General features: G+C 39.9%; 22 protein-coding genes. 11 read left to right on the top strand and 11 right to left on the bottom strand.

Annotated features, from left to right (window positions below):
• Nucleotide 1 precedes the first annotated feature (1 nt).
• From ATC1_RS12560 to ATC1_RS12535, 6 genes are all read left to right on the top strand, one after another.
• Complete coding sequence (locus ATC1_RS12560; protein ID WP_062282818.1) at nucleotides 2-1276, top strand: M24 family metallopeptidase; 1275 nt, start codon at nucleotides 2-4, stop codon at nucleotides 1274-1276.
• 84 nt (nucleotides 1277-1360) lie between these two features.
• The gene (locus ATC1_RS12555; RefSeq protein WP_062282816.1) at nucleotides 1361-2971 is read left to right on the top strand and encodes an ABC transporter substrate-binding protein; all 1611 of its coding nucleotides are present in this window, start codon (nucleotides 1361-1363) and stop codon (nucleotides 2969-2971) included.
• 228 nt (nucleotides 2972-3199) lie between these two features.
• Nucleotides 3200-4225 (top strand): succinylglutamate desuccinylase/aspartoacylase family protein, encoded by a 1026-nt coding sequence (locus tag ATC1_RS12550; RefSeq protein ID WP_062282813.1) that lies wholly within the window; start codon nucleotides 3200-3202, stop codon nucleotides 4223-4225.
• Between the two features lie 60 nt (nucleotides 4226-4285).
• Entirely contained in the window at nucleotides 4286-5287 is a 1002-nt protein-coding gene (locus ATC1_RS12545) for a Gfo/Idh/MocA family protein (RefSeq protein ID WP_062282809.1), read from the top strand.
• Between the two features lie 33 nt (nucleotides 5288-5320).
• Complete coding sequence (locus ATC1_RS12540; RefSeq protein WP_062282805.1) at nucleotides 5321-6259, top strand: DUF362 domain-containing protein; 939 nt, start codon at nucleotides 5321-5323, stop codon at nucleotides 6257-6259.
• A gap of 185 nt (nucleotides 6260-6444) precedes the next feature.
• Entirely contained in the window at nucleotides 6445-7665 is a 1221-nt protein-coding gene (locus tag ATC1_RS12535; protein ID WP_062282800.1) for an MFS transporter, read from the top strand.
• A gap of 71 nt (nucleotides 7666-7736) precedes the next feature.
• Here the strand turns inward: ATC1_RS12535 and ATC1_RS12530 are convergent, their stop codons facing one another.
• The 10 genes from ATC1_RS12530 to ATC1_RS12480 all read right to left on the bottom strand — a co-directional run bounded on the left by ATC1_RS12530 (nucleotide 7737) and on the right by ATC1_RS12480 (nucleotide 18002).
• Complete coding sequence (locus ATC1_RS12530) at nucleotides 7737-8438, bottom strand: GntR family transcriptional regulator (protein ID WP_062282797.1); 702 nt, start codon at nucleotides 8436-8438, stop codon at nucleotides 7737-7739.
• Between the two features lie 314 nt (nucleotides 8439-8752).
• Nucleotides 8753-9250 (bottom strand): flavin reductase family protein, encoded by a 498-nt coding sequence (locus ATC1_RS12525; protein ID WP_062282794.1) that lies wholly within the window; start codon nucleotides 9248-9250, stop codon nucleotides 8753-8755.
• Between the two features lie 217 nt (nucleotides 9251-9467).
• Nucleotides 9468-11009 (bottom strand): xylulokinase, encoded by a 1542-nt coding sequence (locus tag ATC1_RS12520; protein ID WP_062282791.1) that lies wholly within the window; start codon nucleotides 11007-11009, stop codon nucleotides 9468-9470.
• 328 nt (nucleotides 11010-11337) lie between these two features.
• Nucleotides 11338-12015 (bottom strand): hypothetical protein, encoded by a 678-nt coding sequence (locus ATC1_RS12515; RefSeq protein ID WP_062282788.1) that lies wholly within the window; start codon nucleotides 12013-12015, stop codon nucleotides 11338-11340.
• 658 nt (nucleotides 12016-12673) lie between these two features.
• Complete coding sequence (locus ATC1_RS12505; RefSeq protein ID WP_062282781.1) at nucleotides 12674-13009, bottom strand: cupin domain-containing protein; 336 nt, start codon at nucleotides 13007-13009, stop codon at nucleotides 12674-12676.
• A 154-nt stretch (nucleotides 13010-13163) separates the two neighbouring features.
• Nucleotides 13164-13904: an ABC transporter ATP-binding protein gene (locus ATC1_RS12500; protein ID WP_062282777.1), complete on the bottom strand. Its 741-nt coding sequence runs from the start codon at nucleotides 13902-13904 to the stop codon at nucleotides 13164-13166.
• The gene (locus tag ATC1_RS12495) at nucleotides 13897-14679 is read right to left on the bottom strand and encodes an ABC transporter ATP-binding protein (RefSeq protein WP_062282773.1); all 783 of its coding nucleotides are present in this window, start codon (nucleotides 14677-14679) and stop codon (nucleotides 13897-13899) included. The genes ATC1_RS12500 and ATC1_RS12495 overlap by 8 nt, the downstream gene beginning before the upstream one ends.
• Nucleotides 14676-15668: a branched-chain amino acid ABC transporter permease gene (locus ATC1_RS12490; protein ID WP_062282770.1), complete on the bottom strand. Its 993-nt coding sequence runs from the start codon at nucleotides 15666-15668 to the stop codon at nucleotides 14676-14678. The genes ATC1_RS12495 and ATC1_RS12490 overlap by 4 nt, the downstream gene beginning before the upstream one ends.
• Before the next feature lie 11 nt (nucleotides 15669-15679).
• The gene (locus tag ATC1_RS12485; RefSeq protein ID WP_062282767.1) at nucleotides 15680-16576 is read right to left on the bottom strand and encodes a branched-chain amino acid ABC transporter permease; all 897 of its coding nucleotides are present in this window, start codon (nucleotides 16574-16576) and stop codon (nucleotides 15680-15682) included.
• A gap of 265 nt (nucleotides 16577-16841) precedes the next feature.
• Nucleotides 16842-18002 (bottom strand): ABC transporter substrate-binding protein, encoded by a 1161-nt coding sequence (locus tag ATC1_RS12480; RefSeq protein WP_062282764.1) that lies wholly within the window; start codon nucleotides 18000-18002, stop codon nucleotides 16842-16844.
• 781 nt (nucleotides 18003-18783) lie between these two features.
• On the opposite strand from ATC1_RS12480, the gene ATC1_RS12475 reads away from it, so the two are divergent.
• The 4 genes from ATC1_RS12475 (at nucleotide 18784) to ATC1_RS12460 (ending at nucleotide 22962) form a co-directional block, all read left to right on the top strand.
• Nucleotides 18784-20277, top strand: coding sequence for an NAD(P)/FAD-dependent oxidoreductase (locus ATC1_RS12475; RefSeq protein ID WP_062282761.1), 1494 nt, complete (start codon nucleotides 18784-18786; stop codon nucleotides 20275-20277).
• Nucleotides 20274-21539 carry an NAD(P)/FAD-dependent oxidoreductase gene (locus ATC1_RS12470; RefSeq protein ID WP_062282758.1) on the top strand — a complete coding sequence of 422 codons (1266 nt, stop codon included), beginning with the start codon at nucleotides 20274-20276 and terminating at the stop codon, nucleotides 21537-21539. Before ATC1_RS12475 ends, ATC1_RS12470 begins: the two co-directional genes overlap by 4 nt.
• A gap of 9 nt (nucleotides 21540-21548) precedes the next feature.
• Complete coding sequence (locus ATC1_RS12465) at nucleotides 21549-21935, top strand: DUF1667 domain-containing protein (protein ID WP_062282755.1); 387 nt, start codon at nucleotides 21549-21551, stop codon at nucleotides 21933-21935.
• A 262-nt stretch (nucleotides 21936-22197) separates the two neighbouring features.
• A complete protein-coding gene (locus ATC1_RS12460; RefSeq protein ID WP_062282752.1) occupies nucleotides 22198-22962 on the top strand; it encodes a DeoR/GlpR family DNA-binding transcription regulator in 765 nt (254 codons plus the stop codon).
• A 255-nt stretch (nucleotides 22963-23217) separates the two neighbouring features.
• On the opposite strand, the gene ATC1_RS12455 is transcribed toward ATC1_RS12460, so the two are convergent.
• Nucleotides 23218-23874, bottom strand: a complete 657-nt coding sequence (locus ATC1_RS12455; protein WP_062282748.1) for a GDSL-type esterase/lipase family protein — start codon at nucleotides 23872-23874, stop codon at nucleotides 23218-23220.
• Nucleotides 23875-24265: 391 nt separating this feature from the next.
• Here ATC1_RS12455 and ATC1_RS12450 point away from each other — a divergent pair, with 391 nt between their 5' ends.
• Nucleotides 24266-25213 carry an ABC transporter permease gene (locus ATC1_RS12450; protein WP_062282743.1) on the top strand — a complete coding sequence of 316 codons (948 nt, stop codon included), beginning with the start codon at nucleotides 24266-24268 and terminating at the stop codon, nucleotides 25211-25213.
• Nucleotides 25214-25241: the final 28 nt, after the last annotated feature.

Below are 25241 nucleotides of genomic sequence, written 5' to 3'. Positions count from 1 at the left end.
GATGGAAATGAATCATTTGTCCGATATTATTGATCCGATCGTACTGGAACCACCTTTTCAATTGGAAGAATCATGGTTTAAGAAAACTATCGGAATATTGAAATCCAGAATAAATAATTGTGGATTTGAAGGTATTTTGTTAAAAAATCCATGGAATATCCTATATTTTTCTGGTTTATCCTGTTGGACAACAGAACGGCCATTTTGGTTGTTTATTCCTGCAAAAGGTGAGCCATCCTTTTATTATCCCGCACTAGATAAAGAATTGATTGACACATGGTGGATTAAAGATGGCGCTTGGTATTTTGATTATCCACATTGTGGTCCTTACAATCAAACGGTCTTTCAATCAGGGGAAAAACAGGATTTATTTGTCTGGTTGTTAGAGAATCTTGCAGAGCGTGGTTTTTCTAAGGCACGTATTGGTATTGACACTGAATTTTCTGGTTCAGAAAATCTGACTGCGAAAAAAAGTTTTCCTGAAATAAAATTTGAAACCGCAGCCGATATTTGTCTTCAGATGCGCCAGATTAAGAGCGATGAAGAAATCCAATTGATATCCAATGCCATTTATTTGCAGGACCATTTGCTGGAATATGCTCGAAGGTTAATTATCGAATTTACATCAAGAATTACCGATTTTGCCGTCCAACACGAAGTAAAACGATATGGAACTGAGTTATTGATGAAATACTGTAAGGTGGATGGCTCTTTGCATAAGGGAACTGGAATCGATATGGCATTTACATGTCGGGCAGGAAAGACGACGGCTTTTCCTCATCCGAATCAGTTTTACTATCATACGATTGAGCGCGGAGATCCGATTCAACTGGCAGGTTTTATTCATATTGGTGGTTATGTGGGTGAAGGCTACCGTGCTTTGCATGTCAACCCCATAACGGCGGAACAGTTAAAGATGTGGGAAGTGCATACGGAGATGGCCAATGTTCAAACTTCATTTATGCGGCCTGGAGTACTCTGCAGTGAAGTGTGCTCGAAAGTACTCGAAGTAGCAGAACGTAATGGAATGGAAAAATATGTTTTCCATCGGCCGGCTCATGGGATAGGGATGGAAGGGCATCAACCGCCTTTCATCGCGTTAGCCGATCATACTCCTCTGGAAGAAAATATGGTCTTCAGTAACGAACCGGGACTTTATGATCCAGCCAGCGGATATGGATACAACCATTCCAATACAATCCTTGTGACAAGAAATGGAGGGAAACAGATTAATACTACACCAATGACCAAAGAATGGTGTTTTCTCAATACTTAAGTCCGTATAGCAGCATCATAGAGAAATTTACTCAGTGAATGCAGCTTTTTGTAACTTAACAAAAACAAAAAAGGAGAGAAAAAAGTGAAAAAAAGTTTTCGTATCAGTGTAATGGTAATACTTGCAGTTTTTGTTTTGATGGTGTCCGCAGTATCCGCAGCTGACCCTGAACCTCAATATGGCGGTACATTTGTGATGACTGTCCCAAGTATTGTGCATTTGGATGTTCAGGCGATCAATCAGATATCGAGCAACCTCTGGTCACAAATGTATTATGAGACTTTATTCGATGTCAACGATCAGGGTGAGGTTGTGCCGCTTTTGGTAGAATCCTTTGATGTATCTGATGATGGTCTTGTTTATAACTTTAAACTTCATGAAGGAATCAAATTCCATGATGGAACGGATTTCAATGCTGAGGTAGCAAAATGGAATTTTGACCGTAAAATCGAAAAACAACTTCCGATGTGGAATGATATTCCGATCGATAAGATTGAAGTTGTTGATGCGTATACCCTTCGATTTACTCTGACTCAGCCTTATGCGCCAATTTTCAAAACACTGGCGATCAAGACATTCGGCATGTATAGCCCTGCTTTTGTTGAAAAAGTTGGTGATGAAGGTTTGAAGAACGAAGCATGCGGAACAGGACCATTCGTTGTGGATGAATATATTCCGGGCGAAATTCTGAAACTGAAAAAGAATGAAAATTATTGGCAGGATGGTTTACCGTACCTTGATGCTGTCGAAATAAAAATCATTCCGGATAATAATACGCGAGCTATGATGCTGGAAACTGGCGAAACCCAAATGACAACCGATTTGTCATTTCAAGATATTTCTCGTTTTGAAAGTGATCCAAATCTGAAAATTTGGTCAGGTGCAGGTTCTCGTGCATACTATTTCTCGCTGGTCAACATTCATCCTCCACTTGATAATATCAATGTCCGCAAAGCTTTCAATCATGCAATTGATAAAGACAGTATTGCTAATGTGATTTTCATGGGATATGCATCGCCGCTTCGCTCACGTCTGGCAACTTCTGCACTTGATGGTTTTGCTGCTCAGGAAGTATATGCATATGATCCTGAACTGGCGAAACAAATGCTTGAAGCTGAAGGATTAGTTGATACCAATAATGATGGTTTCCGTGAATTTAATGGTGAAGAGCTCGAACTAATCATGTGGACTCGCAAAGGATTGGAAGCAGGCGATTATGAGCTTGCTGAGCTTGTCCAGGGTTACCTCGCAAATGTTGGGATCAATGTCCGAATCGAAGTACAAGATAATGCTTCTTACCTCGCGTCATTAAATAATGCTCCTGTATCCACCGAGAAGGGAGTCCAACCTTATTATGATATGGCCAACTTGTCCTGGGGTACTTTCAATGGAGATGTGAACTATTTATCAAAATACGCCTGGCCGTGTTCAGCCTGGCCGACCACTTATTGGAACTATTCTTATTATTGTAATGAAGAAGTCGATAAGATGATCGATGCGGCGAATTTACTCCCGACCGTTGAAGAGCGTGATGAGGCATATAAAGCAATCCAAAAAACAATGTGGGATGAAGCATCAGATTTGTATCTGTTCGAGAAACAATCAGTTGTGGTTACTACAAGCAATGTCTACGGCTTGTATCTGGATGCAGCTCAAACAATTTTCCCGATCAAATGGGCTTATATTGTTGACTAAAAAAAATAACTAACCTGCAAACTTTTTCATCAGTTGTCCGTCCTTTCAGATTTTCATCATCAACAGAAGGGACGGACATCCTGGGTAGAAAAATTATTGCTAAAGGAAAATCAGATCGGTTCGTGGTAGATGGAAAAAAGCAGATTCAAACAAGAGATTGGTTTTAAGATAGGGCTTTTTCAACAACAAAACCAATAAAATGTTTCTAAAAAAAAAGGAGTAAAAATTGTGTCAACAGAATTAAAAATCGGAAATGTAGTAACAAATCCAGGTGAGATGAAACGAGGAACGATCTCAATTGGAAAAAATATGTATGGAATTGAACGTGAGATTCCGATCGTTGTATATCACGGTATCAAAGAAGGCAAAAACCTTTGGATCATGGGTTCAACCCACGGTGATGAACCCGAAGGACCCTATTCAATCGCCCTATTAACAAAACAGCCTGAATTAGATCCTAAAAAGATGGCTGGTACATTGGTTCTTGTTCCTGCACTTAACGTTGAAGCATTAATGGACGGACAACGAGGTGACCCTCGCGATGCTTTTTCCTACGACATGAACCGATTTTATCCAGGAAAACCGGATGGATATCCGTCAGAGCGCGTTGCCTGGGCTTATCATGAAATCGCATCGAAACATGCTGATCTTCATTTGGCGATTCATTCTGGTGGTGACCATTCAATGTTATGTCGTGCATTTTTTGCACCGGAAAATCCGGAAAGTCTGGAATTGGGTAAAGCAATGGGACCGGATTGGAACCTGGCATTACATAGTCGTAAAGCCGGAACCGGAAATCCGACTGCGATGTTCGGTGGAATGGGAAAAGGCGCTTTGACAGTTGAACATGGCGGATATTGCCGTACATTAACTACGGATTTTCATGAAGTAGCACAGGTATATCTTGATGCGTATCTGAACGTAATGCGGCATTATGGAATGATTGAAGGGCAAGCCGTGTACGCAAAACAATGGAGTCGCGGACACCAGGTCGCATTGCTCGCGAACGCCAGCGGATTATTTGTCGGGGCGGATGTACCGCTTCGTACTCCTTTGAAAAAAGGAACTGTTTTGGGACATATTTACAATTTGTATGGTGATGTGTTAGAGACATTGACAGCGCCTGCTGATGGACAGATTTTTGGCCTGCGGTATCGTCCGAGTGTCATTGAAGGAGAATGGTGCAGTTTTTATGCCGTTATCGATGAAGAACGGGAAGATCTTCTTGTCTCAAAAGGTATCATCACCGAATAATCAAAAAGAAATGGTATAAAAATCAAGAAAAACATTTCTTAGAAAAAAGAAATATAAACAATGAACGATTTTATTTCGGTTTCAATTATTGGAGCAGGACAAATAGGCCAGACACATGCCGAATCATTCCACTCACTCGGCGATCAGGTAAAAATTTCATCGATTGTCGATGTTGATGAAAATCGTGGCCGAAAAATGGCAGAAAAAGTCGATGCCAAATACGTTGCCGATTATCGTCAAGTGCTGGCGGAAAAACCGGATTTGGTTGTTATTTGTCTGCCGCATACCCTGCATAAAGAAGTTGGAATTGCCGCAGCTCAAGCTGGCTGCCATATATTAATGGAAAAACCAATTGCCAATACGGTAGAAGAAGCAATGGAAATTGTTTCCCAATGCAAGCGCAACCATGTTTTTATGGCAGTCAGTTTTGCTCATCGTTACCGATTGGAATATCAACAGGCAAAACGGTTAATTTCTGAAGGATTTGTTGGGAAACCATATACTGTATCGGATATATTCACAACCAACGGAGGAATTCACGTTCCAGGCTGGGTATGGAATAAAAAACTGTCCGGTGGCGGAATTATGATGTACAGCGGTATTCACAGTATCGATTGGCAATGCTGGTTAATGGATTCAAAGATCAGTGAAGTATTTGCTAACGGTTTATCCTATGATGAAAGCACAGATGTTGAAGCTCAAATTAATGGTTTGCTTCAATTTGAGAATGGCAGCACTGGAACAATCATTGGACGTCAGCCGCCTTACCTGGTTACAGCAAGAACGCGTGATACAGAAGTAATTGGAGATAAAGGACGTTTACGAATTCGAATGGGCGAATATCTGGATGGAAGTTCGGAGCACCAGTCTTTTCTATGGACAACAGAACGTGACGCACCATTTATCACACAAGCTGCTGCAGTTATTAAAGCAATTAGAGAAAATACAGAACCTTGGATAAATTACCACGATGGCTTACGTGCTCAAGCTGTCATTGAAGCATTGTATAAATCGATTGAATGCAAAAAAGCGATCAAAGTTGAATACCCGGAAAATAATTGACCTGATAGGAATTATCAAAAGGAGAAATAATAAATGGCACCGGTTCGACCTCGAAAAGAGAATGTATTTACCAAAGATGGCAAACCTCTCGTAGCAAAAGTTCCACACTATAACGGAGATTACATGCCTTTTACAATTCGCAAAGCAGTAGAATTGCTTGGCGGTTTGGATAAAACGATGAAACCTGGTGATACCGTTATTCTGAAACCGAATTTCAATTGTTCTTTCGCAACGCCATTGTCAACAGATTTGGCTTACTTAGCTGCAGTAATCGAGCTTCTTCAGGATTATGGAGTGAAGGTAAAAGTTGCGGAAATGTGCGGAAGGGCAGATTGGCCAACGGAAAAAGTGGTTCAAAACCTGGAAGTTATACCTGTGTTAAAGCGTTATGGCGTTCCATTCATTTGTCTTTTTGAAGATGAATGGGTTGAAGTAGACATTAACGGTAAATATTGGCAGAAAATTCATGTTCCGCGTACCATGTATGAAGCTGACCATAGAATTTATTGTGCAAATATGCGAACTCACTCTGCAGGGCGTTATTCATGTACTATAAAACTTGGAGTCGGATGGCTTCACCCCGATGATCGCGAAATCATGCATTCGGATAGAACTAAATCAGAATCCATGATTGCCGAAATCAATCTGGCATTCCAACCCGATCTCGTATTTGTCGATGGAAGACGAAGCACGATTGAATGGGCTGGGCGTGGACCATATGTTCATCCCAATGTTGTGATGGCATCTGGCGATATCGTTGCTGCAGATTCCGAAGCAGTCAAAATATTAAGAACCTATCCAGCAGAGAATCGAATTCAGATCCCGTTCGATGAAATCATGCAGATCACAACGGCAGCCATGCATAAACTTGGTTCAACGGATTATACAGTTGTTGAGGCTCCCGGACATGAAAGGACAGAAGAAGACGATAACCGGGATCCAGCGACATTAGCAGTCAAAGGATTAAAATAATACTGATAAGGGACAGGCAGTCAACCCTTGGTGAATCAATTATCAAAAAACTGCCTACTTAAAACATTTAGAATCAACTGGCGAAAACGGGGTAAAAAATCATTTTTTGCCCCTGTTTTTTTTATGAAATCAATGTAATTTAATAAAACATTGAAGCACGATCATACAAATTTTAAGGATAAATCATGTTTATTACAGAAAAGGACCGTACCAGATGGCTTATGCCGATTACGTTCGGATATTTTCTTTCACTCTTATCATTAGGATTTGTCGGAAGCATTTTTGGTTCGATGTTGACCGAACTGATTGAAGCAACCCATAGTGATGCATCTCAAATCAGTAAAATATTTATTTGGCAGGGACTTGGATTTATCTTATCATCGCTGACGCTTTCAAAATACTATGATCGATTACCAGGGAATAAGATCCTTTCTTTTGCAATTGTGTTACTTGTTGGTTGTATGTATATGATAAGCAGAGTAGATACACTTTGGATGATCTGCGCAATAAGTTTCACATTTGGAATTTCGGTTTGTCTCGTGAATATTGGAACGAATACGCTGATGCAATGGCTGCATGGTGATAACATGAAGCCATTCCTGAACGCGGAACATATTTTTTACGCAATAGGCTGTGTGATTACTCCGATTATCCTTGCAGAAGCATTTCGGACCCATGCCGATGTTGGAAACGCCCTTCGGATTTTACTATTCATATTGTCCTTGGTATCACTCTATCTTTTCATCCTTCCCAGTCCGAATATTCCTGATCCTGGAACACAAAAAGAAGATAAAAGATTTGATTATTCAACAAGTCAGCGGAAAAAATGGCTGCTCTCTTTTTCAATTGGAATATTTCTATTCTTTGTTCTGGGCGGTCATGCATCGTTCTATAACTGGATTTCTGCTTCTTTAGTCCACTCAAAGGGCGTTCGTGAAGAGACAGCGGCTTATTACATATCTATTTTTTGGGCCGGGATCCTTATTGGCAGAATAATTAGTACAGTCATTATCGATAAAGTAAATACTGTCCGATATATGTTGGTTTCACTGCTGATGGCTGTTGTATGCAGTGTTATTTTGACATTTTGTGATAACCTGATCTTTTATGCGATCATTACATTATTATTCGGTATTGCCATCGGGCCGCAATACGCAAATACGTTTATCTATTTACGGGAAAAAGCAATCATAACCGGAAAAATGAATGGATTTATTTTTGCGATCTATCAAACTGGAAGTATGACAATTCCCTGGTTAGTCGGACAGTTGGTTGCAGCATGTGATTATTCGTATTTCATGAAGACAATCACACTCAGTTTCTCCATTGGACTTATTCTATTTTTTCTGATTCAGAATATTTTTCAAAATATTTCTTGCCCCGGATACAGAGATGGAAAGAAATAAACGCGATTTACTATGAAAACAACCACCTTATGGTGGTTGTTTTGACAGAAATACGAAAAATCAAAAAAAGCTTAATGGACTAGATCATTCTTTTTTTGCAGATTTTTTATAGCGCGTTCTTTAGCGTCTAAAAGGTGATGTTCTAAAGCTTTTTCAGCTTCTGCAAGATCTTTATAACGAATAGCATTTAATAGATTCTGATGAATTGTTTTTGGCTCTTCCAGATATTCATAGTCAGTTCTACTCGTAATTCCAATAAGAAGCTGGGATTGTGTTTTAATACTTTTCCATGCTGAATACAGCCTCTTGTTATTCGCAAGTGACATCAGGTACTCATGGAATTCAATGTCAACATCAGGCACTGAATTTTTCTTTTCTGAATTGGTCAGATAATCACCTAAAGTGTCGATAATTGCTTGAAGGTGATCAAATTCTACTTCCGTTAATTTTGGATAAGCCATCCGTAATCCGCCGACTTCTAAAAGCGTGCGTACTTCATAGATTTCGTGAATGTCCGTTTCATTAAACACAGGAACAAAGTAACCACGTCTGAAAATATCAACGACCAGGCCATCTTTTTGAAGCGCTGTCAATGCTTCCCGAACTGGGGCTCTGCTTACTTCGAGTTGTTCTGCAATATCATATTCGACCAACTTTTGTCCAGGCTGAAAAACACCGCTTAATATCGCAGTTCTCAGTTCTCTTTCAACTCTGTCCCGTAAGTTTAACGCATTTAGCTTTTTTAGTTTTTGCTTGTTTTCCTCATTTTCCATGCAAAGTAATCCTGTCCTTAGGAACGTTCTGGCTTTTTTTTAGATAATAGAATAATATTTAAATTTTACAATACTACAATTTTATCATGAAATTAATCTATACCCAGCCAGCAATTTGAAATTTGGAAATGTCTTTTGAGAAAAAAGAGAAGCCTTATTATTCGAAATGCAAGACCATATTTCGAATTACTGATCTCTAATCAAAAATTTCCAGTATTTCTAACCAAGGAAAATGAATTGAAAAAAGAGAGAAGCACAACAATCGTACCTCTCTCTTTTTTCAATGGTTCATGTATATTTCGAATCGCTAATTGCTATCCAACTGTTTTCAACGCTCCGTAACCATTTACAGCATATAAGGCTTTCTTATTTTGATCGGAAAAAATATGCTGCACAATACCAACAAAAACAGTATGGTCACCGACTTGATAAAAGGTTTCCACCTGGCATTCAAAAACAATACGGCTGTCTGCCACGAGTTTGGCGGAGATGGTTTTTCCTGGAATTAATTCAATGCCGAATTCGGTCGCTTTATCTCTGTCTCGGCCGGAACATGTCCCGCATTGAAACGCTGCGGTTTCCAGAGACTCGCTCACAATGGATAGTCCAAATTCTTTCCTGTTTTTAATACATTCGGTTGAAAATCCTTTATTGCTGAGACAAATCAGTATGGTGGCAGGATGATTCGAAGCGTACGTCCACCAGGAGATTGCCATTAAATTTGTAGAACCATCCGGTTTTGTCGAACTGACTAATCCAAATGGATTCGGGGATGACAGCTTTTGTGCAGTTCCGATTGAAATCTCTTCCATGTTTTCCTCCGTTTTATCAGTCTGTTTCCAAGCAGTAATTTGAAATATGAACAACCCTTTTAATTCAATTGGAAAAACTTATTATTGTGTTATTTTTGCGAGGAGGGAAAAATAACACAATAATAAATAATGATCTTCATATTTCGAATCGCTGGTTTCCACGTAAACAAATCGTAGTTTTCTTGAATCCTGTCGATATTCCGTTGATCATCAATTCTCATTTGGTAATTGATGATTCTGCATCCTTCTTGAACAAATTCTCCAATGAAGAAAATAGTATTTTATATTTTTCATATTGTTTTCGATATAATGCATGGTTTTCTTCATTCGGGATATATTCTTTTTTGATGCGAATCATGGAATTGCATGCAGATTCTATACTTTCAAAGATCCCGGCAGCAACTCCGGCAAGAATTGCAGCGCCAAGACAGGCTGTATCTTGGGAAGAATAGGTTGTATATAACTTTTTCCCGGTGATATCCGCTTTGATCTGATTCCAGATATCTGATTTTGAACCTCCACCGATTGTTCTGATCTGAGAAATCTCCAAACCCATTGCATCAATTGCTTCAATATTGCGGGAAATAATGTAGCCCAGACTTTCCATGATGCTTCTGATGAAGTGTGCTTTCTTGTGCTGCAAGGTCGCTCCATAGAATACTGCTTTTGCATTCAAATTGACATCCGGCGCCATCGATCCCTGCAGATGGGGCAGTGTGATAAGTCCATCAGAACCGGCAGGAACCAATTCGGCTTCTTTACCAAGTAAATCATACGCATCAATTCCGGTAACATTCTGAATATCAATTTCCTGCTGGCAGAATTCATCACGAAACCATCGCAGACACATACCGCCGGTAGTAAACGTATGCATCATGTACGTATCCGGAACTGCAAAATAATGTACCGGCATTAATCGGTTTTTGTCATAGGTTAATTTTTTTGTTGGAACACAGATGGCCAATGCCGCTCCGATATTCTCAGAGAAAATCCCCGGTTTGATATTTCCGCATCCGATTGCACCTGCAACCTGATCCAGACAACCGGTACATACCGTGGCTTCTGGTGACACTGTCAGTAAATCAGCCATTTCCGGCAAAATTTTTCCAACAGCTTCCCCTGATTCTCTGATTTCCGGAAGATATTCTTCTTTGATTCCGATAAAATCAAGCATCTCTTTCCAATATCGTTTCGTCTGAATATTCCAATATTCTGTTGAAGTCAGCAGAGATCCTTCCGCGACAAACTTACCTGTTAACAGATAAATGATGTAATCCTCGAGCAACAGGAAATGGCGTGTCTTGTTAAAAATTTCCGGTTCATTTTCTTTTACCCAAAGAATTTTGGAAGCAGGCCAGCAGGCTTCAAAACTGACTTGGCCAGTAATTTGGTAGCATAATTCGTCACCGAACGCTTCCCTTAATTTCCCGGCTTCATTCCCAGCTCGATTATCCATCCATACAATCGCATTTCTCAGCGGCTTGCAGTCTTCTCCGAGAAAACAAAGCGTTTCTCCCTGGACCGAAAAACTCATCACAGTGATGTCTCTTGTGTCGATGACATTTTTTGCTGCAATGTTTTTCATACATTCAATGATGGAATCAAGATAAATATTACACGGGGCTTCAACAAAATTTGCACCTGGAGTCAGCAAGGAATACTCAACTACTGCAGATGCTTTCTGTGTACCTGCATGATCAAAAACTGCTGCTTTCACTGAAGTTGTACCGATGTCAATTCCCAGAATTAAATTTGCCATATGGTTTCTCCTGTTTTCATTGCGTTGACTTATCCTGATTCAAAATATAGACTGGTCTTTTACGTCAATCATGAGAGTTTTGTTATGCGGTGACTTTATGTGAAGAAAACAATTACTTCATATAAAGAAGATACCTTCCTGCATTTCGAAACAGAGTCATTCAATCGTGTATAAAAAAATCCTTATTAAGAGAAATATTTGTCATTCTCTGCAGTTGGATGGATATTTGTGTTGTTGATGTATAAAAAAGGGCGACGTTGGAAAAAGCATTTGGAGGAATATAAAATTGCTTTTTGAAAAGGACATCGCCCATTTTTGTTGATTACGTTCAGGATTTATCAATTTGATTCATATACTCGATTACAGCGATCAAATTAGTCCGAAAATCGGCATGGGGAACAAAATTCGCCGTAAAGAGTGCTGAACCCATTGTAAACGCCCATGGATTAATTTCATTTATAAATTCAATGCGTTCATAATTATTAATACTGCCTGCAATTACAACAGGCGCTTTTACACGGGAACAATATTCGCGGGCAAGTTCAGCGCCATGTTTGTGGCGGAAAGCCAGCAGATCGATACCGTCAACCCCTTTATCAATCATCTGCTGAGCGTCGGCGATGATATCATCAAAGCTTCCTTCCAGAATACTGGGACTACCTGAAACAGTACCGCAGAACGGTAAGTATTTGATTTTTTGTGTCTTGAGATAATTATAAACATTGTCAAAGAATAGTGTTCCCATCAGATAATCAAAACCTAATTCGACAGCAAGCTTAGCTCCATTCATGCATTCTTGTTCTGAATACGTAACGATTTCAAGAAATGTAGTCTTTCCAGCCGCTTTCATGGCATCGATTAATGTTTTCATTTCCTCTCTTGGAAGACCCACATCTTTGAATCCCCAAAAATCGATTGGTAAATCTTTGCATTGTTCAAAAACTTGCAGCGCATCTTTCACTGTTTGATCATTATGTGTAAGCATAATAATGATTTTGGATTGCATGACATTCTCCTTAATATTTTTTATTTTGGAAGATTATTTCCATATATATATTCGTATATGAAAACCGAATGATGAGACCTGGTTACGATTTACTTTCTACAAAAAATAAAAAAACGACCCGTTCGATAATGATCAAATTTGAAAAGAAATGATCTGATAAATTTTCATTTATTATCAAATATTATCTTTTTTAACGCATTTTTGTCAAGGTTATTCGTCAACAATTCAAAATCTGGATTGACTTTTCGAATCACGAAAGGAAATTTGTTGTTCTTCTCATATTTCAAATTAATGGTTTTTCGTGCGATTTTTTTTCAAAATGACACATAGGTACTCATAACTTTTGATTTTTTGAAGCGTTACAGCTATTCGAAATGGATGTTCTTTGAAATGGAAGAGAGGAAAAATATAATTTCGAATCGCTGGAAGCATCATGATGAAATAAAACCGGATGAATGTTTTGGGAAAATGCCATAAATTCGAAAGGAAATACGTCTTCAATAAAGAGAGAAGATTTATGGTTGTGTTGTTTTTTCGCTCAGCGAAAAAACAACACAAAATAGAAAAAAGATCATTATGATTATGTCTGCGGTTTTGCCCACTGAGAGTTATGAATGTTCAATAAATCAGATGAACAACGCGCTATTGAGATTTTGAACTATTGGTGCGGGGCACATGACCAGGTCAAGATGGCTTTGACATCACCGATATTGAATAGCTTATGATCTTTTCCCTGTGGGACGAGCATGGCATCTCCCTCTTTCAGATGGTAGTATTTGTTATCCTGGGAGACATAACATAGGACCTCCCCCTGAACGCAGAAGAATACCTCATGTGCTTCAGCATGTCCCGGATCGATGGCACCAACGGCTCCAGGTTGCAATTCAGACATGCCAAAAGTGATTTTGTCTGTTTTGTAATATTCGCGGCAGACCTCCTGGTCTTCCATCCAAATTCTTGCATCGTCCTTTGAAGTTACAATTACATCAGTCATAAAAGCTCCTTTTAAAATTTTGCTGAATACTTATTTCACATTGCAATGTATTGAGTCTCGCTGAATATGAAAAAAAATCAGAAAAATGACAGACAATTGGTCGATTCAAATCAATCCCAGCGATCAAAATTCGTTTTCATTGAACCAGCTTTGATTATGATCCCAAATATGCTTCTACGATGTTCTTATTGGCTTTCATCATTTGCGGCGTTCCATCATAGGTAACGTTACCGGTTTCGAGGACGTAACAATAATGAGCGATTTCCATCGCCATCATGGCATTTTGTTCGACCAACATGATCGTTTGTCCATTTTCAGCAATCTTCTTGATGGTTTCGAATATCTCCATAACCAGATTTGGAGCCATTCCCATCGATGGTTCATCCATTAAAACAATATCTCCACCGGTGATCAAAGCACGTCCAATTGCCAGCATCTGTTGTTCTCCGCCGGAAAGCGTTCCTCCCAGCTGTGTAACACGTTCACGAAGGCGAGGGAATAAATTCATTACATAGTCGCGACGATTTTCAAACAGGGCTTTATCTTTTTTCTCATAGAGATATGCTGCTGCTCGCAGATTCTCCCCGACTGTCAAAGAAGGGAAAATTCGCCGTCCTTCCGGAACGTGAATCATGCCCATTATTGTGATTTTATGTGTCGGCATTCCTTTGATGTTTTTTCCTTTAAATACTATTTCACCATTTTTTACAGAAATTACGCTGGTCAAGGCATTCAAGGTTGTTGTCTTGCCAGCGCCGTTTGCTCCCAGCATCGCAACAATTTCTCCCTTGTAGACATCAAAAGAAATACCTTTAATCGCAGCGATTTTTCCGTATGAGACAACTAAATCCGATACATGCAGCAGAGGATTTTGACGGTTTTCTCGATCACTCATTTGATTTAACCTTTCCTAAATATGCTTCCAGTACCTCAGGATTATTTTTTATATCATTCGGTTTGCCAATCGCTAATTTTCGTCCGAAATTTGTCACCAATATTTCATTGCATATTTCCATCACCAAACGCATCTGATGTTCTACAACCAGAACCGTCAAATTGAATTGATTACGGATTTTGAGGATTAATTGATTTAATTCGTCGATTTCAACGGGATTCATTCCGGCTGCCGGTTCATCCAAAAGAAGAACTTCCGGTTTGCAGCTCAGTGCACGTGCGATCTCAATTCGTCGTTGCGCACCATAGGGCAAAGCCCCTGCTTTCTGTTCCGCATAGGCGGTGAGGTTCATAAAATCCAAAATTGCTAAACTTTCTTCTTCAATCCGTTCTTCTTCTTTTTTGAAACGATTAGAAGTAAAAATAACATCCATAATGCCATAATGAATATGACTATAGTGAGCGATTTTCAGGTTATCCAATACGGTCTGATTCTCAAATAATCGAATATTCTGAAAGGTTCTGGTGATGCCGTTACCGGTAATATAATTTGGCGGCAGATTATTAATGCGGCGATTGTGAAAATAGATATCTCCAGAAGTCGGTTTATAGATACCGGATAAAACATTGAAAATTGTCGTTTTTCCGGCGCCGTTAGGCCCGATAATTCCAAAAACCTGACCTTCATCCACATCAAAACTGATATCATCGATCGCTTTCACTCCGCCAAAATACATACAGACATTTTTAAAGGAAACGATTGCTTCGTTATTCATTTTGTTGTTTCCTCCGAAATAGTCTTATTTGTTTTTGAACGACTGAAATATTTCCGAATTGCATGGATTGCATCGGATAATTCTTTGTTTCCAAAAATTCCGTTGGTCAGGAAAATCATGATCACACAGAGCAGCCCGCCGCCAACAACCCAGCGCCAGGTACCCAGATTTTTCAGCGTTTGAATGAGAATTTGCCATAACGTTGCACCTACGATGGAACCGGTAATCGAACCCATCCCGCCCAGATAGACCATTACCAATCCGTCCACAATATTGGTGTATCCATATGCCGACGGACTTGTATAACCCAGCAAATGCACCAGCAAAGCGCCTGAGATTCCGATCAGAAATGCTGAAACAGCGAATGCTATCGTTTTCGCACGTTTCACATCGACTGAGACTAATTCAGAAGCTACCTGATCCTCGCGGATCGCTTTCAAGCTTCTGCCATATTTGGAATTGATGAATTTCCGGACAATGATGATAGCAAATAAAAGGCAGCCATACACCCAATAGATATTTGTGAACTTTGCCACGTTATTGATGCCTTTGGATGCACCGACAAATCGCCAGTTTTGCAGAAAACTTTGTACTATTAATGAAAAACCTAATGTAATGATCGCCAGATAGTCACCTTTAGCCTTAAAGGATGGGATTGACATAATAAGTCCAATCAACATGGCGATTAAGCCACCAAATAACAGTATCAGAGGAAACATCCAAGATTCTTTGAAGAAGTATTTACTGCTGATCGCTGCCGCATAAGCGCCGGATGCCATAAATCCGGCATGCGCTAGCGAAAAAATTCCCAGATAGCCATTAACCATGTTGATTCCCAGCACAAAAATCGAATACAATCCGATGTATTGAAGAATTAGTAATCTTGAGGTTGAAATTAGTTTAAATTCTTTGAGGACGATTAAAATTGCAGCAATGATGATGACAGGAATAACGTCGCCCAACAAATGATTCTTTCTTTTGGTTATCATATGAACGTTTCCTATACTTTTTCGGCTGCATTTTTTCCAAGCAGACCGGTAGGTTTGATTAAAAGAACAAATATTAATACTCCGAATGCCACGATATCTTTGTAACTGGAAACTGGCAGCACCATCGGAGCTATGACGTTGATCCCGCCAAGAATGAATCCGCCTAATACGGCGCCTTCAATACTGCCGATACCACCCAGAACGGCTGCGATGAATGACCACCAGTTGATGGTATCACCTACGTTGTACGCAAAAATTGAGTATGCACTTCCGTATAATCCTGCTGCAATTGTTGCCAGAACTGCTCCAAAAATAAAGGAATAGGTAATTACTCTGTTACTATCGATACCCATAAACGCAGCGGCAGTTTTATCCTGAGAAACTGCACGCATGGCAACACCCAGCTGTGTTTTACGAACCAGTAGACTAAGAATAATCATTGCAATAAAAGCAATCACAATAATCATGATTTTAAAAAGCGGTATTGTTGTTCCGGCAATATCAATCGTTATATCCGGAATCAGATTGGGCATTCGTTTTGCTTTCGATCCAGCTAAATTGAGCGCCAAATATTCCAGCAGCATCCCAACACCGACTGAAGAGACAACGACTGAAATCGGAGGTGCATTTCGTAAGGGTTTGTAAGCAATTCTTTCCATCAAGATTGCAACAATGGATGTACCCAGACTTGCTATCATAAGAGAAAGTACGAATACTCCCCAGGTAGCGCTTGTAATTTTGAATAAGAGCGTACTGGCATAGAAGAGTAGATACATCGCAATTGTAAAAACACTGCCATGCGCGAAATTTACCAGACCTGCAATGCCGTAAACCATGGAAAAAGAAATTGCTGCTAATGCGTAAATACTGCCTAACTGTAAAAAATTAATAAATTGTTGTAGTAGCAAAGCAGTCTCCTTAATTTACATTCTGATAATGAGAAATGAACCATAAGTCTTATCAGTGAAATGAAAAATGATGAGATTATTTTTTGCTATGTTATGTTTGCATGTATTGAAAAAGATCACATAACATCAAATTTTCTCTTTATAATTACAAAGATAGTCTCTAAATTTTGAATTGCTCAAAGTGGAATGATATACAACTCAGGGTGTCTAGCAAGTAACATTGCCGACACCCTGTCATCCTGGTATTTCAGATGATTGTGATCAATTATGGAGTCACTGAATCAACATATTGGAACTTGCCATCAACAATTTTCATGATCACTGCTGATTTTGTCGGATCTCCGTTTCCATTATTGAAAGTCATGGTTCCGGTAACACCTTCATAAACCTCAATGTTTGCCAGTGAGTCGCGAATTGCTTTCCGCTCGAAAGACTGACCATTTTCAATTGCAGTCTTGAGAAGGTAGACAGCATCATAGTTGAGCGCAACGATATCATTCGGATCGCCGGTTTCGCCATAAATCTTATGATAATTATCAATAAATTTTAAAGCGACATCGGATGCAATATCTTTATGGTAATGGCCGACAACCGCTGAACCTTCAAGTAAGCCTTCCGTATCCCATTCAAGCAGTGAGGTATCAACCCAGGTGTCGGATCCAAGGAATTTTCCTTTGTAACCCATATCACGCGCTTGTGTTGCCTGACTGACAATTTCTTCATAGAAGTTCGGCATGAGAAGAATATCAGGGTTTTTTCCGGTGATCTTTGTGAGTTGGGATGTAAAATCTTCTTCCCCAGTTTTGCCATTATACGTCTGGCTTTCAACGACTTCGCCGCCTAATTCTTTGAAGACTTCAGAAAAACGAGTGGCAACACCTTCATTGTATGGATTTGACATGTCATACAGAACCGCTGCAGTGCGAGCATTTTCATAGTTATATGCATAATTTGCAAGAATGGCTCCCTGGAAGGTGTCCGTAAAGCATGCGCGGAAGTAATACTCACAACTTGTCAGTTCAACCAATGTGGACCATGGTGAAATCATCGGCAGACCGTCACCGCAGGCGATGGCCTGTGTTGCCATACACATATCCGAGTCATTCGGACCGATGCTGGCAACGATGGATTCATCATCTGCAAACTCCTGAGCGTTCAGAGCGGATTCATCGGTGTTGAAACCGTTATCCAAAGCTTTATAAGCAAATTTGTAAGATTTCCCGTTGACAACAAGTCCGCCAGCTTCATTAATCTCATTTACAGCCATATCGACGCCTTTAATGGCCGATTCGCCAATAATCGGATTGGCGCCTGTGAGCTCATAATTAACTCCGAAGTAGATAGTGTCTTCATCAGCTGCAATGGCGCTTCCGAAGATCATTCCGAAAGCCAGCAAACATAGAATAACAAAATACAATTTCTTCATATCCTTTTTCTCCTTTATTAAATTAGTCCCAATTTTTTTTTGGAATTGGCTTTATGATCCTTTTTAAAAAATATCAGAGAATGAATTGATTGTCAATGCTAAAAGCGTAGGAATCGCGCCAAATTATTCCAAAACAGGTCATATGTCATTCAAAAGCAAGCAGAATTCAATACATATCCGTAGTTTCTTTTTGGGAAATGCATCCAACAGATATTTGCGTTTCAATCCTCACGAATTCTGAATATGGGGATGTTTCTTTATTGTTGTTCAGTTTTTATGCTTTATTCGAATAGCAAGTCTATGTTTAAATTACTGGTCAATCATTTCATACCAGTTCGAGCAGTAGAAAAAATTAATTCGACATACCGTTAAACCATTCGGCGAATACGAGAAATTTTGTATCGTTTTCTACTTTGCAAAAGAAGATAATAAGAGTTTGATCGCATTTATAAAATGATTTCGAATATTTATAAATACCAGATTGGAACATATTTCATTAAATTGCAGCGATTAAAAATTTGTGGAGAATTCCTTTGATGTTAAGATGTTTTTTCGTGAATTTAAAAACATCTCAACATCAAGTTTTTCCTGATTAAATCGAACAGCAAGTTGATATTTCAAATAAAAGATTGAATTGGGGGGTTGCCTGATGAGAAGATTTCAAGTATAGTTCAAAATATTCCAATTTGTACCATATAATTTCATTGAATCGGGAAAAATGGTGTACAGATTGAGTTTATACAAAACCCAAAGAAAACGCGTTCGCAAGAAAGAGGAATTCATGTATGATGCAATCATAATTGGATCAGGAATCAGCGGCGCATCACTGGCTTACGAGCTGGCAGCCTATAAATTGCGCATAGCCGTTATCGAAAAAGGAAGCGATATCTGTTCTGGAACCAGCCGCGGTAATTCCGCTACCGTTCATTCGGGACATGATGCAGCTTATGGAACCCAGAAAGCTCTCTATAACGTGATGGGTAACGCAATGTTTGATCAATTATGTTCTGATCTGAAAGTACCTTTTATTCGCAATGGAACAATTCTATTCGCAATCAATGAAGCCGATATGGAAGAAGTCCGTCGGTTAAAACATAATGCTGATAAGAATCACGTTCCAGGCGTTGAAGTATTGGATCGCGACGGCTTGTTGCGAATCGAGCATTATTTTGGTCCGGATGTAATTGGCGGATTGTATGCTCCGACCGGCGGTATCGTATGTCCTTATACGCTAGTAATTGCGTTATGTGAACAGGCTCTTCGCAATCATGTTGATTTTTTCCTGAATAACAAGGTAATGTGTATTCAAAAAAACGCAACCGGATTTTTCGTAACAACCAATAAAACAGTTTTTCAGACTCGTTTTCTTTTCAATTGCGCAGGAACCCACGCGGATGAAATTAATAATATGGTCAGCTCGAATAAAATTACCATCCTGCCGCGTAAAGGGGAACATATCCTATTAGACAAAAAACTTGCTCCGTATGTGCGAGCTACAATCTCTCAGACGCCTGTCAATCTACCGAGCGGCGGGCACACCAAGGGGATGGGAATAATGCCTTCTGTTGATAAGACCATTATTCTTGGATGCGATGCTCATGATGTGACTGACAAGGATGATACAGCTACCACTGCAATCGGTTTGGATGAAATTACATCATACTTTGAGAAAAACTGGCGACATCTGCCGATCAGCGAAAAAATCCCGAAATTTCCCCATAATAGGATCATTAATGCTTTTGGCGGATTACGCCCGCATTCAACGACCGATGACTTTATTATTGGGGAGTCTGAAGATGTGGCAGGATTTTTCAACATGGCCGGAATTGAATCCCCTGGATTAACAGCTGCTCCGGCGATTGCAAAAAAAATTGTTCAGGATGCGGCTGAAAAATATCATTTCGAAAAAACAGATGTATTTATTCCAACACGAGACCATGTAAAACCTTTTCGGGATATGAACGACGAGGAACGCAGACAGGCTGTAATGGAGAACAAAGAATATGGAGACATTGTGTGCCGCTGCGAAATGGTCACCAAAGCGGAGATCAAGGCTGCCATTCATTCGCCGTTAGGTGCTACAAATGTAAATGCGGTAAAAATGCGCACACGTGCAGGAATGGGGCGCTGTCAAGGAGGTTTCTGCAGCCCGGTTGTGGCAAAAATATTAGCTGAAGAACTCAGCATCGATCTGACGGAGGTTACACAAAGTGGCGAAGGATCGAACATATTTTTCCCAAAAAACGGAAATCAGGCAAAGAGGAACTCACAATGAAGACTTATGATCTGATCGTGATTGGCGGAGGACCTGCCGGCATGGCGGCTGCTATTTCTGCCAGAGAAAACGGTTGTGAGGATGTTCTGATTTTGGAGCGCGGATCTTCGCTGGGTGGGATACTCAATCAATGCATCCATAACGGTTTTGGTTTGCTTACTTTCCATGAAGAGCTGACTGGACCGGAGTATGCAGCTCGATATGCTGAAAAAATTTGTGCGCTGAATATTGATTATCAATTGAACACAACGGTCATTCGTATCGACAGAGAAAAAAAAGTAACGGCAATCAATGCGGATAAAGGGTTGCAGATCTTGCAATCCAAAACTATCATACTCGCAATGGGATGCAGAGAACGCCCGCGCGGTGCGCTGAATATTCCCGGCAGTCGTCCCGCTGGAATTTTCTCTGCCGGAACTGCGCAACGCATCATTAACATCGATGGATATATGCCGGGGCACAATGTTGTGATCCTCGGTTCCGGTGATATTGGTCTGATTATGGCTCGGAGAATGACGTTGGAAGGTGCAAAGGTCAAAGTTGTAGCTGAACTGATGCCCTATTCCAGCGGTCTAAAACGAAATATTGTCCAATGCCTTGATGATTTTGGAATTCCATTGAAATTCCGAACTTCTGTAGTAAAAATTCATGGGGATAAACGCCTGACTGGTGTTACATTGGCACGAATGGATGACAGGAACAAACCGATTCCAGATACAGAAGAATTCTATGAATGTGATACGCTGCTGCTTTCAGTAGGGTTGATTCCGGAAAATGAAATTAGTGATGAAGCCGGGATCCCATTGGATCCATCGACATGCGGACCTGTTGTTAATAATGATTTTGAAACAGAGGCAGAAGGCATATTCGCTTGCGGAAATGTATTGCATGTGCATGATCTCGTTGATTTTGTCTCACAGGAGGCTGCATCAGCCGGTAAAAATGCGGCTTGCTATATCCGGAGAAATGGCCTTTCAAACAAAGAAAGAACGGTACGACTTTTCGGATCTGACGGAGTGCGATACACAGTGCCGCAGATCCTGAATCCGGATCGGAAGGATGAAGACCTGACCGTACGATTCCGTGTAGGAGAGGTGTATCAAAATGCTTTTATCAGTGTATTTTTTAACGATCAATGTATACTGCGCAGAAAAAAACCGATTGTCACACCAGGTGAAATGGAACTGATTAAGCTTCGGAAAGAGCAAATAAATCAATTTCCTGATTTAAAGTCAATTACTATCAAGATAGAAAAAGGCTAACACTAAAACATGGAGATTCGATATATTACCTGTATTTGTTGTCCGTTCGGCTGTCAAATTGAAGTTGCGGTGGGAAGCGGAGGAATTCAATCGATTTCTGGATATACATGTAATCGAGGCTTGAACTTTGCTGCGAATGAGGTCAATCATCCGGAACGAATGGTTACAACCACAGTGAGGGTTATCGGTGGCATGCAGCCGCAAGTATCTGTAAAAACCAGAAAGGGAATTCCTAAATCCGAGGTTTTTCGTTGTATGGAAGAACTTAAGTCAGTGGAAGTCCATGCACCAGTCAGAATTGGCGATCTTATCCGTGAAAATATCTGTGGCACGGGAATTGACGTTATCGCAACAAAGGATGTTCAACAGATAAATTTTCAAAATTTTTCGGATTGAAATGGAATTACATTGTATATTTTTTTTGCAACCGAAAATATTCACAATTTAAAAACAGATCAGGCTGCTCATTTATCAAATTGAAGGAATTTGAAGCATGAATAGAATCCATTGTTTTTTCATTATTCGAAAAGTCAATTTATATTTCGAATTGTTGATCGAAACAATGAAGAATCAATAATTTCTGTAAAATGCTTTTATAATTTAGAAAATTGAATTCAGGAAACATATATCGCCATTTGTTCAGGAGAGAACGGTTCTTATGCTAAAAGTCGAACGTCTTGAAGTCATTACAGCGGAATTAAAGAAAAATGGAGTTGTTTCGATCGATAAACTTTCGGAAAAGTTGAAAACGTCCCGTTCAACGATTCGGCGGGATATCAACGAGTTGGAAACCCAAAACTCACTCCAGCGCGTTCGCGGCGGTGCGGTTTTCTCAAAACAATCAACCTCCTATGAACCGCCTTTTTCCATCCGACAGGACCTGTTTCTGGAGGAAAAACAACGTATTGCCAAAGCTGCCCATGATTTGATTCAGCCAAATGAAACGCTGATCCTTGGCGGCGGGACGACTGTGTTTGAATTGTCAAAATTGCTGGATGATATCGATCCTTTATATATCGCCACAAATGATTTGATGACCGCGATGGAGCTTTCGGCGCTTAAAAATGTATCTTTGATGGTTTTGGGTGGAGCGCTTCGCAGAAATCATTACTCGCTCAACGGATATTTTACAGAAACGATGATTACACAAATTCATGCAGATAAGGTGTTTTTCAGCGTCGATGCCGTTGACTTTAATGTGGGGCTGATGAATTTTTCAACCGAAGAGATTCAGACGAATAAGAAGATGCTCAAAGCGGCGCATGACATCATCCTGCTCTGCGATCATTCCAAGTTTGAGAAGATCGCGTTTGTCAATACCTGCGGTTTTGATCAGATTGATTTGCTGATCACCGGCAAGGAGATCGATGCTTCCATTGCGGATCAGCTGAATGAACTGGGCGTCAAGTTCATGACAGTATAAAAGACAATCTATTCGAAAATAATTTTCTATATTTCAGAGAAGCTTGTATATTTCAATTAAAATTATTTCGATTCAATAATTTCTTAATTAGTGTTGATCTTACTGGAAATTAATATGGCGGTAGTAATAAAGGAAACCTGCCGCCAATGTAATTATTCTTGAATATTTATAACGAAAATTGGTAAAAACAAAAAAGATAAAAAAAACCGCTTTTCTTGATTGCTTAATTTGATATAAATTTATTGAACAAATCCCTTATAAATTCAACAGTTGACGAACGATAACTGAAATTTTTTCAGCAAAGATGCGATGTCCTTCCGGATTGAAATGCGTTCCGTCTGACTCATCCGGAACGAGCCATTGATTAGCATCTGCAAACGCGCAGTCATGCTTTATTGCGATTTCCTGATACAGCATGCCTAATTTTAAGCCTTTCGAAATGGATTCCTCTGAAAAATCGTAATAAAAACCACCTTGAGCAGTTTTCGTCACATTTACAGGAGAAACCAGTAAAATCCTGGCTGCAGGATTATGAGATTCGGAAATCAATTCTTTCAGACGGATGATTAAACGTTCCATGCCGCTAGCAATCACACCAGCTGAGGCAGCGAACTGATCCTTGATATCATTTGTCCCCAACATCACGATGATCAGATCCAGCGGTTCGTTTGATTTGAAGGCGACATCCAAGAATGTATAGCCATTTCTTCCGTATTCAAGAGGATCTTCAAAAACGGTTGTTCTTCCACCCATCCCGGCTTCATAAACATGAGCTGAATCTCCAAGATCTTTTTGGAGCAAACATGTCCATCGTACGCTCTCATCGAAGCGTCCAGATTTTCCTGTAGCAGGGTATTCTCTGCTGTCATACCCATACGTATTCGAATCGCCATAGCACAAAATCTGTTTCATCGTCTTATTGCCCTTTCAAATGAAGGAAAGATCAAATGATGTTTCAGTACTCGTCAATGGGCACGAGCACACAATATAATCGCGCTAAGTGTACACGAATTATCAATGAATGTCAAACGATCAATGATGAATGAGATAAGACAAAATGGATCAGATTATTACAAATGTCCTGGCTTATTATTCAATTGTCACTATTGACAAATAGGCATGTATCAGGTAAAGTAATTCTAAGAATGTGCACGAGCACATATTTTTTTCTGACAATATTTTCAACCCAATCAAAGGAAAACGTCTGTAAGAAGCGTATTGCATAATTTTGGAAAATTGACGAGAGTAAAATTGACAGCGAATTGTCTTTCTCGAAATAAAAAGCAAACATGGAGGATCCAACTTGAAACAGACTGCTAAAAACATTTTATCGAATAAAGCTGTTTCGGCTTTTTTAGTATTGTTCGTCATGTCTTTGTTTGTCGGATTAAAAAGTCCCTATTTCTTTACAGCGGGTAATTTTTTCAACGTGTTACGGCAGATTTCGATATACGGCATTCTGGCAGTTGCTGAAGCACTCGTCATTATTACAGGAAATATCGATCTTTCAGTCGGTTATCTTTTTGGATTATGCGGAGTTTTTACAGCTGTTTTAGCCAATGCAGCTGTTCCAGCTTTTCTGATCCTGCCGTTAGTGATGCTGATTGGAGCTCTAATCGGCTGTTTTTCCGGATTCCTGGTCACAAAAGTTGGAATCAGCGCCTTTATTGCTACTTTAGGTGTCCAGAATATATGTCGTGGCAGTGCATTGTTGATCACTGGTGGAAATGCAATTTCTTATAAAAGCAGCATCTCTGTACTTGGGGCAGGATATCTTGGTTCCTGGCCGGTCAGTGCGCTGATTATGATAAGCGTCGGTATATTTTTTGCCTGGGTAATGCAATATACACAATTTGGCCGAAACGTTTTTGCCTCAGGCAGTAATATCCGATCGGCAAAGCTGGCAGGTATTGCTGTTGATCGTGTGCGAATTACGGTTTTTGCGATTTGCGGCGCATTATGCGGTTTGTGCGGCATTATTCAATCCGGCAACCTGCATAGCGCGGAAGCAGCTGCAGGTGCGGGTTTTGAGTTGAATGCGATTGCAGCGGTTGTGATTGGTGGTACCAGCATGGCAGGCGGAGAAGGTACGATCATTGGCGTTTTGATCGGTGCGGCAATCATGGGCGTTCTGAAGAACGCGTTTGTTTTACTACGCATCTCTGCTTACTGGCAAATTATTGTTCTCGGATTTGTGGTTATTTTGGCAGTTTTGGCTGACAGTCTGAAGCAAAAACGGGCTGAACGCTGATCTGACAAATCTTTTATATATAAATGAA

Origin of the sequence: Flexilinea flocculi, from assembly GCF_001192795.1 — a bacterium.
In the GTDB taxonomy this organism is placed as follows: Bacteria; Chloroflexota; Anaerolineae; order Anaerolineales; family Anaerolineaceae; genus Flexilinea; species Flexilinea flocculi.
This window is presented reverse-complemented; position numbering and strand designations above follow the sequence as displayed.

Bases quoted from the DNA above. Each gene is read 5' to 3' on its own strand.
- ATC1_RS12560 (WP_062282818.1), top strand. From the start codon at position 2: ATGGAAATGAATCATTTGTCCGATATTATTGATCCGATCGTACTGGAA.
- ATC1_RS12545 (WP_062282809.1), top strand. From the start codon at position 4,286: ATGAACGATTTTATTTCGGTTTCAATTATTGGAGCAGGACAAATAGGC.
- ATC1_RS12540 (WP_062282805.1), top strand. From the start codon at position 5,321: ATGGCACCGGTTCGACCTCGAAAAGAGAATGTATTTACCAAAGATGGC.
- ATC1_RS12535 (WP_062282800.1), top strand. From the start codon at position 6,445: ATGTTTATTACAGAAAAGGACCGTACCAGATGGCTTATGCCGATTACG.
- ATC1_RS12530 (WP_062282797.1), bottom strand. From the start codon at position 8,438: ATGGAAAATGAGGAAAACAAGCAAAAACTAAAAAAGCTAAATGCGTTA.
- ATC1_RS12525 (WP_062282794.1), bottom strand. From the start codon at position 9,250: ATGGAAGAGATTTCAATCGGAACTGCACAAAAGCTGTCATCCCCGAAT.
- ATC1_RS12520 (WP_062282791.1), bottom strand. From the start codon at position 11,009: ATGGCAAATTTAATTCTGGGAATTGACATCGGTACAACTTCAGTGAAA.
- ATC1_RS12515 (WP_062282788.1), bottom strand. From the start codon at position 12,015: ATGCAATCCAAAATCATTATTATGCTTACACATAATGATCAAACAGTG.
- ATC1_RS12505 (WP_062282781.1), bottom strand. From the start codon at position 13,009: ATGACTGATGTAATTGTAACTTCAAAGGACGATGCAAGAATTTGGATG.
- ATC1_RS12500 (WP_062282777.1), bottom strand. From the start codon at position 13,904: ATGAGTGATCGAGAAAACCGTCAAAATCCTCTGCTGCATGTATCGGAT.
- ATC1_RS12495 (WP_062282773.1), bottom strand. From the start codon at position 14,679: ATGAATAACGAAGCAATCGTTTCCTTTAAAAATGTCTGTATGTATTTT.
- ATC1_RS12490 (WP_062282770.1), bottom strand. From the start codon at position 15,668: ATGATAACCAAAAGAAAGAATCATTTGTTGGGCGACGTTATTCCTGTC.
- ATC1_RS12480 (WP_062282764.1), bottom strand. From the start codon at position 18,002: ATGAAGAAATTGTATTTTGTTATTCTATGTTTGCTGGCTTTCGGAATG.
- ATC1_RS12475 (WP_062282761.1), top strand. From the start codon at position 18,784: ATGTATGATGCAATCATAATTGGATCAGGAATCAGCGGCGCATCACTG.
- ATC1_RS12470 (WP_062282758.1), top strand. From the start codon at position 20,274: ATGAAGACTTATGATCTGATCGTGATTGGCGGAGGACCTGCCGGCATG.
- ATC1_RS12465 (WP_062282755.1), top strand. From the start codon at position 21,549: ATGGAGATTCGATATATTACCTGTATTTGTTGTCCGTTCGGCTGTCAA.
- ATC1_RS12460 (WP_062282752.1), top strand. From the start codon at position 22,198: ATGCTAAAAGTCGAACGTCTTGAAGTCATTACAGCGGAATTAAAGAAA.
- ATC1_RS12455 (WP_062282748.1), bottom strand. From the start codon at position 23,874: ATGAAACAGATTTTGTGCTATGGCGATTCGAATACGTATGGGTATGAC.